General features: G+C 62.8%; 9 protein-coding genes and 1 pseudogene. 4 read left to right on the forward strand and 6 right to left on the reverse strand.

Features of this window, described 5'->3' with window-relative positions:
- The 3 genes and pseudogenes from EOA22_RS38930 to EOA22_RS17735 form a co-directional block, all read right to left on the reverse strand.
- A pseudogene (locus EOA22_RS38930) lies at positions 1 to 206 on the reverse strand (zeta toxin family protein); the annotation flags it as partial.
- 17 nt (positions 207 to 223) lie between these two features.
- The gene (locus tag EOA22_RS17730; RefSeq protein ID WP_013528336.1) at positions 224 to 2,008 is read right to left on the reverse strand and encodes a sensor histidine kinase; all 1,785 of its coding nucleotides are present in this window, start codon (positions 2,006 to 2,008) and stop codon (positions 224 to 226) included.
- A 20-nt stretch (positions 2,009 to 2,028) separates the two neighbouring features.
- Positions 2,029 to 2,730: a response regulator transcription factor gene (locus EOA22_RS17735; protein ID WP_013528337.1), complete on the reverse strand. Its 702-nt coding sequence runs from the start codon at positions 2,728 to 2,730 to the stop codon at positions 2,029 to 2,031.
- A gap of 343 nt (positions 2,731 to 3,073) precedes the next feature.
- On the opposite strand from EOA22_RS17735, the gene EOA22_RS17740 reads away from it, so the two are divergent.
- The 4 genes from EOA22_RS17740 to EOA22_RS17755 all read left to right on the forward strand — a co-directional run bounded on the left by EOA22_RS17740 (position 3,074) and on the right by EOA22_RS17755 (position 6,501).
- The gene (locus EOA22_RS17740; RefSeq protein WP_063169782.1) at positions 3,074 to 4,684 is read left to right on the forward strand and encodes a phosphoenolpyruvate carboxykinase; all 1,611 of its coding nucleotides are present in this window, start codon (positions 3,074 to 3,076) and stop codon (positions 4,682 to 4,684) included.
- An 83-nt stretch (positions 4,685 to 4,767) separates the two neighbouring features.
- Positions 4,768 to 5,205: an alternative ribosome rescue aminoacyl-tRNA hydrolase ArfB gene (gene arfB / locus EOA22_RS17745; RefSeq protein ID WP_063170436.1), complete on the forward strand. Its 438-nt coding sequence runs from the start codon at positions 4,768 to 4,770 to the stop codon at positions 5,203 to 5,205.
- A 90-nt stretch (positions 5,206 to 5,295) separates the two neighbouring features.
- Positions 5,296 to 5,769 (forward strand): peptidoglycan-binding protein LysM, encoded by a 474-nt coding sequence (lysM, locus tag EOA22_RS17750; protein ID WP_013528340.1) that lies wholly within the window; start codon positions 5,296 to 5,298, stop codon positions 5,767 to 5,769.
- Between the two features lie 102 nt (positions 5,770 to 5,871).
- Positions 5,872 to 6,501: an alpha-ketoglutarate-dependent dioxygenase AlkB gene (locus EOA22_RS17755; protein ID WP_013528341.1), complete on the forward strand. Its 630-nt coding sequence runs from the start codon at positions 5,872 to 5,874 to the stop codon at positions 6,499 to 6,501.
- Here the strand turns inward: EOA22_RS17755 and coaA are convergent.
- From coaA to EOA22_RS17770, 3 genes are all read right to left on the reverse strand, one after another.
- Positions 6,488 to 7,447 (reverse strand): type I pantothenate kinase, encoded by a 960-nt coding sequence (gene coaA, locus EOA22_RS17760; RefSeq protein WP_013528342.1) that lies wholly within the window; start codon positions 7,445 to 7,447, stop codon positions 6,488 to 6,490. The two genes, EOA22_RS17755 and coaA, sit on opposite strands and share 14 nt — an antisense overlap.
- 24 nt (positions 7,448 to 7,471) lie before the next feature.
- Positions 7,472 to 7,795, reverse strand: a complete 324-nt coding sequence (locus tag EOA22_RS17765; RefSeq protein ID WP_013528343.1) for a phosphoribosyl-ATP diphosphatase — start codon at positions 7,793 to 7,795, stop codon at positions 7,472 to 7,474.
- 70 nt (positions 7,796 to 7,865) lie between these two features.
- On the reverse strand, positions 7,866 to 8,136 hold a 271-nt coding region (locus EOA22_RS17770; RefSeq protein ID WP_245478651.1), incomplete at its 5' end, for a HisA/HisF-related TIM barrel protein.

An 8,136-nucleotide genomic window follows, 5' to 3' on the forward strand; every position in this document is an offset into this window, starting at 1 on the left:
AGAAGCCGCCCGGCATGCGCCCCGACAAAGAGCTGATCGTCACCGACGAGCCGCGCGAACGATCCGCGCTGGCGACAATGATCTATGAGCGCCAGCGCCAGCGCCGTCTTGCCCGAGCCGGAGGCTCCGGTGATGAGAATGCCGCGCTCGCCGATCAAAACCATTGTCGCGTGAATGTTTTCAGGCTGCACGGCTGGACCAGGCATGGTTGGAATTCATGCTCTCAGCCTTCGGCCGGCAACGTCACCACAAAACGCGCGCCCTTGATCTCGCCGGGTTTGGTGCCGGGGATGTTCTCGGCGGTGAGCGTGCCGCCATGGGCCTCGACGATCTGCCTGGATATCGACAGGCCAAGGCCCGAATTCTGGCCGAACGCCTCGCCGGCCGGCCGGTCCGTGTAGAAGCGTTCGAAGATGCGGTCGATGTTGTCGGCGCGGATGCCGGGGCCATTGTCGTCGACGGTGACGATGTTGAACTTGCCGGCACGCGCCAGCGACAGGCTGATGTGGCCATGATCCTCGGGAACGAAGGAACGGGCGTTCTCGATCAAATTGGTGATGACCTGGCCGATGCGCAGATCATGGCCGACGACGACATAGCCTTTGACGCCCTGCGGCAGTTTGGCGGCCTTGAACTCGATCTCGACCGCCTTCTTGTTGCGCGTCGCTTCGCGCGAAACGGCGACCAGATCGGTGATGAATTTCTTCAAATCGACCGTTCCCGCATCTTCACGCGCGAGTTCCGCGTCCAGGCGCGATGCGTCGGAAATATCGGTGATGAGCCGGTCCAGCCGCCTGACATCGTGCTGGATGATATCCATCAGCCGGCCGCGCGAATCGTCGTTCTTGGCCAGCGGCAAGGTCTCCACCGCGCTGCGCAGCGACGTCAGCGGGTTTTTCAGCTCGTGCGAGACATCGGCCGCGAAGCTTTCGATCGCCTCGATCCGGGCGTAGAGCGCGTTGGTCATGTCGCGTATGGCGATCGACAGATTGCCGATCTCGTCCTGGCGGTCGGAAAAGTCGGGGATCTCCTCACGGCTCTTGACGCCGCGCCGCACTCGCACCGCCGCCGCCGACAGCCGGCGCAGCGGATTGGCGATGGTCGAGGCGAGCAGCATCGACAGGATGGCGGTGACAAGGGCCGCGATGCCGAAGACGCGCAGGATCGCCTTGCGCTCGGCGGCGACGATCTTGTCGATGTCGCCGCCTTCGGTCGACAGCATCAGCACGCCCAGGACGGCACGAAAGCGCTGGATCGGCACCGCCACCGAAACGATCTGCTCGCCCTGCTCGCTGACGCGCACGATGGTCGAAGGGCTGCCGGTGAGCGCCTTGACCACTTCCGGGAAAGCGGCGCCATTGCCGCCCGGCTGCTCGTGATAGACCGGCAGCTCGGTGTTGCGGAAGAAGTCGAAGACGAATTTCTGGATGCGCTCGACCAGATCGGGCTCTTCTTCCTCGACCGGCGGCAGGTCGTAGCGCAGGATCTGGCCACGCGAATAGAGGTGGCGCGAATCGAGCAGCAGATTGGCGTCGCGGTCATAGATGCGGGCGCGGGTCCTGGTCGGCGAGATCAGCCTTCTAAGCACCGGTGCGACACGCTCCGGGTTGATCGGAAAGTCGAGATTGTCGAGCTGGTCCGAGCCCGGCCCAAGGCTTTCGCCGGCCTGCAGTTCAAGCAGCTTTTCCGGGTCGATGCTGATCGAATCCGTCTCGACCGTCGCCGAAGCGGCGATGGCGCCGGCGATGATCTCGCCCTGGGTCATCAGGCTTTCGACGCGGGCGTCGATCAGCCCGTCGCGGAAGGTGTTGAGATAGAGGATGCCGGTCACCAGCACGGCGAGGCCGGCAAGGTTGAGGAACAGGATACGCCGCGTCAGGCTGGAAAAGATGTGATGGCCAAGGAAGCGGCGCATCGGCACCGTGATCTTCGAGACGAAGGACGGCATGATCCGCGACGGCCGCCTGGAGGCGCCCGCCGGTCTTGTTCGCTGTGCTTCCACTGCCATCGAATAGCAGGCCCTGCTACTTATGCTTCGCGGAACCGGTATCCGACTCCGTAAAGGGTTTCGATCATCTCGAAGTCGTCGTCGACGGCCTTGAACTTCTTGCGCAGCCGCTTGATGTGGCTGTCGATGGTGCGGTCGTCGACATAGACCTGTTCATCATAAGCCGAATCCATCAGCGCATCACGGCTTTTTACGACACCGGGACGCTGCGCCAGCGAATGCAGGATCAGGAACTCGGTGACGGTGAGCGTCACCGGCTCGCCTTTCCAGGTGCAGGTGTGGCGCTCCTGGTCCATGACGAGCTGGCCGCGCTCGAGAGAGCGGGCCTGCTGGCTTGGCGTCTTGGCTGCAGCCTCGCGGGCACTGGCGCGGCGCAGCACGGCGCGCACGCGCTCGACCAGCAGGCGCTGTGAGAAGGGTTTGCGGATGAAATCGTCGGCGCCCATCTTGAGACCGAACAATTCGTCGATCTCGTCGTCCTTGGAGGTCAGGAAGATCACCGGCAGGTCGGACTTCTGGCGCATCCGGCGCAGCAGTTCCATGCCGTCCATGCGCGGCATCTTGATGTCGAGAATGGCAAGGTTCGGCGGGCGTGCCGCCAGGCCTTCCAGCGCCGACGCACCATCCGTGTAGGTCTCGACGCGATACCCCTCGGATTCCAGGGCGATCGACACCGATGTCAGAATGTTGCGGTCGTCATCGACAAGCGCGATTGTTGCCATTTCAAGCGGCTCCCTCATGAGCTGTCCCTTCTGTCGTAGAGAAGGGGCTTTTGCAGGACAAATTAGGTACAAAATGTGGCATAGGCCTTGTCCGCTGTCACGCGCGGCATGCCGGCGGCCACAATCCTACCTCGACATGGATTGGACGAACGTACATCGCCAATCCTTTGGGCAACCGCGAAACTTTTTGCACATATAAACGATTTAAACAACTTTCAAAATATTTAAATCGATTAATGATTTGATATCATTTGACTTTTCTGGTTCTGACCATCTCAGCCCGCGTAGTGGGCGTGCCGGGAAGGTGCCGGCAAAGATGCGGCAAATCCAAGAGGGACACTCGATGTCGGAAGTCGGCAAACGCAATTCCGCCTGCGCGATCGATCATATCGGCCTGAAAACCACCGGCGTGGTGCGCTATAATTTCGGTGCGGCTGCTCTTTATGAGGACTCGATCCGGCGCGGCGAGGCCCGCTTGACCGCACATGGCGCGTTGGTCGCCGAGACAGGCCAGCATACCGGCCGCTCGCCCAAGGACAAGTTTGTCGTCCGCAACAGTGACACCGAACCGCATGTCTGGTGGGACAACAACAAGGCAATTTCACAAGCCCAGTTCGACACGCTGCTCGCCGATTTCCAGACGCATGCCTGGGACAAGGATCTATACGTCCAGGACCTGATCGGCGGCGCCGATGCGGAGCTGAAGCTGCCGACCAGGGTGATCACCGAATTTGCCTGGCACTCGCTGTTCATCCGCAATCTGCTCATTCGTCCCGATGCCGCCGAGCTCGAGCATTTCGTGCCTGCCATGACGATCATCGACCTGCCGTCCTTCCGCGCCGATCCCGCCCGCCACGGCAGCCGCACCGAAACGGTGATCGCCGTGGATCTCACGCGCAAGGTCGTGCTGATCGGCGGCACCTCCTATGCCGGCGAGATGAAGAAGTCGGTGTTCACCATGCTCAACTATCTGCTGCCGGCGAAAGGCGTGATGCCGATGCATTGCTCGGCCAACGAGGGTATGGCCGGCGACGCCGCCATCTTCTTCGGCCTGTCGGGCACCGGCAAGACGACACTCTCGGCCGATCCCTCGCGCACGCTGATCGGCGACGACGAGCATGGCTGGGGACCCCACGGCATCTTCAATTTCGAAGGCGGCTGCTACGCCAAGACGATCAAGCTGTCGGCGGAAGCCGAGCCGGAAATCTTCGCCACCACGCAGCGCTTCGGCACGGTGCTGGAAAATGTCGTGCTCGACGCTGATGGCGTGCCGGATTTCAACGACGGAAGGCTGACCGAAAACACACGCTGCGCCTACCCGCTGGATTTCATCCCCAACGCCAGCAAGACCGGCCGCGCCAACCATCCGAAGAACATCATCATGCTGACCGCCGATGCGTTCGGCGTGATGCCGCCGATCGCGCGGCTGACCCCGGCGCAGGCGATGTATCATTTCCTCTCCGGCTACACCGCCAAGGTGGCCGGAACCGAAAAGGGCGTGACCGAGCCCGAAGCGACGTTTTCGACCTGTTTCGGCGCCCCGTTCATGCCGCGCCATCCATCGGAATACGGCAATCTGCTGCGCGAGCTGATTGCCCGCCACGGCGCCGATTGCTGGCTGGTCAACACCGGCTGGACCGGCGGCGCCTACGGCACCGGCAAGCGCATGCCGATCAAGGCGACGCGGGCCTTGCTTGCCGCCGCACTCGACGGCTCGCTCAAGACGGCCGAGTTCCGCACCGACCCTCATTTCGGTTTCGAGGTGCCGGTGGCGGTTCGAGGCGTCGACAGCGCCATTCTCGACCCGCGCTCCACCTGGGCCGACAAGGCCGGCTATGACCGGCAGGCGGCAAGGCTGGTCGGCATGTTCGCCGTCAATTTCGAGAAATTCGAAAGCCATGTCGATGCCGTGGTGCTGGGTGCGGCGCCGCGCATGCAGGAAGCGGCGGAGTAATCGCGCTACGGGGTTCAGCTTCGTTGAAAGGCCCGGTTCGATCGGGCCTTTTCTTTTTCGATCCGCCGCGCCATGACTGCGGCATGGCGAGCGACGACAACATCATCATATCAGGCGATGCGGTGATCCATCCGGGCGACCTGCACGAGGATTTCATCCGCTCGTCCGGTCCCGGCGGCCAGAACGTCAACAAGGTGGCGACGGCGGTGCAACTGCGCTTCGACGCCGCCAACGCAGCGGGTCTGTCGGAGCGCGTGCGCGAGCGGACGATCAAGCTTGCCGGCCAGCGTGCCACCAAGGACGGCGTCGTTGTCATCGAAGCGGGCCGCTTCCGCACCCAGGAACAGAACCGGGCGGATGCGCGGGCACGGCTGACGGCACTGGTCGCCAAGGCCGCCGAACCGCCGCCGCCACCGCGCAAGAAGACGCGGCCGTCAAAGGGTGCCGTGGAACGGCGGCTGAAGAGCAAGGCCGGGCGAGGCACGATCAAGAAGCTGCGCGGCCGGGTGGAGAACGATTAAGCACCGCGAAGCTGCAACGCGCGGGTGGCTTCCAATTCTGGGTTGCAGATGGCAAGCTGCGATCACCCACCACAGCAATGGAGACCAACGATGGGCATGTTCGATTTCGTCAAGAGTGTCGGCAAGAAACTGGGCATCGGCGGTGACGACGAAGCCGCACCCACGGCCGACACACTCAAGAAGGAGCTCGATTCGCACAAGCTCGGCACCGATGGCGTCGAGGTCGTCGTCAACGGCGATACGGCGGTGCTGAAGGGTGTGGTCAAGGACCAGTCGATCTTCGAGAAGGCGGTCATCGCCGTCGGCAACACGCTCGGCGTCTCCAAGGTGCAGGCGGACGAATTACAGGTCGCGCCAGCACCTGGCACGGCCGCCGCCCCGGCCAAGGAGCCCACCTTTTACACCGTGAAGAAGGGCGACAATCTCTGGAAGATCGCCGAGAAAAGCTACGGCAAGGGCCAAGGCGTCAAGAACACGGTCATATTCGAGGCCAACAAGCCGATGCTGACCCATCCCGACAAGATCTATCCGGGCCAGGTGCTGCGCATCCCCGACCTCGCCTGATCGGCGACTGCCAATTCGACAAGAGCGGCGGCTTTCGGGTCGCCGTTTTCATTTGATCGTGACATTTTACGGTTCCGAACCATCCAAGAGGCGATCGAATCCGTGCTCGTTCTGCCCAAAGGCGTCCGCCACATGCCGGCCTACCTGTCACGCACCGTGCAGGAAGAACTGGTCGACGAGGTGAGACGGATCGTGCAGCAGGCGCCGCTGTTCGTGCCGGCCATGCCGCGCACCGGCAAGGAGATGAGCGTGCGCATGACCAATTGCGGGCCGCTGGGCTGGGTCACCGACAAGGAGCACGGCTATCGTTACCAGCCGGCGCATCCGCTAACCGGGGCGCCTTGGCCGCCAATTCCGGATGCGCTGCTCGACCTGTGGCGCGAGGTCTCGGGCTATCCGCATCCGCCGGAAGCGTGCCTGATCAATTTCTACACGGCGGATGCGAAGATGGGCCTGCATCAGGACCGCGACGAGGCCGACTTTTCGGCGCCGGTCGTCTCCGTCTCGCTCGGCGACGACTGCCTGTTCCGGGTTGGCCAGACCACGCGTGATGGCGCCACCAAGTCGTTCAGGCTGCAAAGCGGTGATGTCGTGGTGCTCGGCGGCGAGGGGCGGCTGTGCTTTCACGGCGTCGATCGGATCTATCCCTCGACCTCGGCGCTGCTGAAAAACGGTGGGCGGATCAATCTGACATTGCGACGGGTGACGAAGCCGGCCGTCACAGCTTCCTGAGCGCCACTTCCTCGATCAGGTGGTCGGCGCCCTTGCGCAGGATCAAGTCGGCGCGGGCCCGCGTCGGCAGGATGTTCTCGCGCAGATTCTTCAAATTGATGTTGGTCCACAGGCCTTCGGCGATGGCGCGCGCCGAACCCTCCGACAGCTGCGAGTAGCGGTGAAAGAAGGAGTCCGGATTGCGGAAGGCGGTCTCACGCAGCCGCATGAAGCGGGAAATGTACCAGTTGTGGATCAGCTTCTCGTCGGCATCGATGTAGATGGCGAAATCGAAGAAGTCCGACAGGAAAGGCACGATCTTGCCGTCCTGCGGCAGCTTGCCGGGCTGCAGGACATTGATGCCTTCGAAGATCAATATGTCGGGCCGGTCGATGGTGACGAACTCGCCGGGAATGACGTCATAGGTGAGGTGCGAATAGACCGGCGCGCGGACATCGGGCAGCGCCGACTTGATGCCCGACAGGAAGCGCAGCAGCGCGCCGACATCGTAACTGTCTGGAAAACCCTTGCGCTCCATCAGGTTCTCGCGGCGCAGGACCTCGTTGGGCAGCAGGAAGCCGTCGGTGGTGATGAGATCGACCTTGGGGCTCGACGGCCAGCGCGCCAAAAGCTCCTTCAGCACGCGTGCGGTGGTCGATTTGCCGACCGCGACGGAACCGGCGATGCCGATGATGAAGGGCGTCTTGACCACGTCGACCGCGTTGAAGAAGGCCTGGCGTTGCCGAAACAGCAGCTGGCTCGCTTCGACATGAGCCGACAACAGCCGCGACAGCGACAGATAGATGCGCGTGACCTCTTCGAGATCGACCGGATCGTTGAGCGACCGCAGGCGGCGGAATTCGTCCGCACTCAGCGTCAGCGGCGTGTCGGCGCGGAATTGCGACCATTGCTCGGCGGAGAAGAAGCGAAACGGGGAATACTTCTCGGTCGGCGCGAGCTGATCCATCGAGATACCTGCCCTTCCTCGCGGTCAGCCCTTGGGCCGTGACGCCTTCTCGGCGATGCCCGAACGCCGGGTGCGGCCTTCGAGCTCCTTGAGCACGTCGCTCAGCAAAACCCCCGAGAGGCCGAGAACGACGAGCCAATGATATATAAGATCGGCACTTTCCGAAACGAGGGCCTGTTTGTCGCCCTTGACGGCGGCAATCACCGTCTCGACTGCTTCCTCGCCGAGTTTCTGCGCCGCCTTGTCGATGCCGCGCGCGAACAGTTTTGCCGTCCACGAGTCCGGGTCGCCGGAATGGGCGCGTTCCCTGATGGTTTCTTCAAGACCTGACAGCGAAAACTCAGCCATGGCGCCATCTATCTGCTTGTTTAGGCATGATCTTTTCCGAAAACCGGTTCCCACTTTTCGGGATCATGCTTTAGGGCCGATTATTCACAGAGTCCAGCCGCATCGGCAGCCCTGCGGCGGCCATATGCGCCTTGGCCTGCGCTATCGTGTAGGTACCGAAATGGAAGATGGACGCGGCCAGCACCGCACCGGCATGGCCGTCGCGAATGCCTTCGACCATGTGGTCGAGCGTGCCGACGCCGCCGGAAGCGATGACCGGCGCGCGCACGGCGTCTGATATCGCGCGGGTCAGCGCGATGTCGTAGCCGGCCTTGGTGCCGTCGCGATCCATTGAGGTCAGC

Origin of the sequence: Mesorhizobium sp. M7A.F.Ca.US.014.04.1.1 (assembly GCF_003998745.1) — a bacterium.
GTDB lineage: Bacteria > Pseudomonadota > Alphaproteobacteria > Rhizobiales > Rhizobiaceae > Mesorhizobium > Mesorhizobium ciceri.

Excerpts from the sequence above, each read along its gene's own strand:
- EOA22_RS17730 (WP_013528336.1), bottom strand. The coding sequence starts at position 2,008 with ATGGCAGTGGAAGCACAGCGAACAAGACCGGCGGGCGCCTCCAGGCGG.
- lysM (WP_013528340.1), top strand. The coding sequence starts at position 5,296 with ATGGGCATGTTCGATTTCGTCAAGAGTGTCGGCAAGAAACTGGGCATC.
- EOA22_RS17735 (WP_013528337.1), bottom strand. The coding sequence starts at position 2,730 with ATGGCAACAATCGCGCTTGTCGATGACGACCGCAACATTCTGACATCG.
- coaA (WP_013528342.1), bottom strand. The coding sequence starts at position 7,447 with ATGGATCAGCTCGCGCCGACCGAGAAGTATTCCCCGTTTCGCTTCTTC.
- arfB (WP_063170436.1), top strand. The coding sequence starts at position 4,768 with ATGGCGAGCGACGACAACATCATCATATCAGGCGATGCGGTGATCCAT.
- EOA22_RS17765 (WP_013528343.1), bottom strand. The coding sequence starts at position 7,795 with ATGGCTGAGTTTTCGCTGTCAGGTCTTGAAGAAACCATCAGGGAACGC.
- EOA22_RS17740 (WP_063169782.1), top strand. The coding sequence starts at position 3,074 with ATGTCGGAAGTCGGCAAACGCAATTCCGCCTGCGCGATCGATCATATC.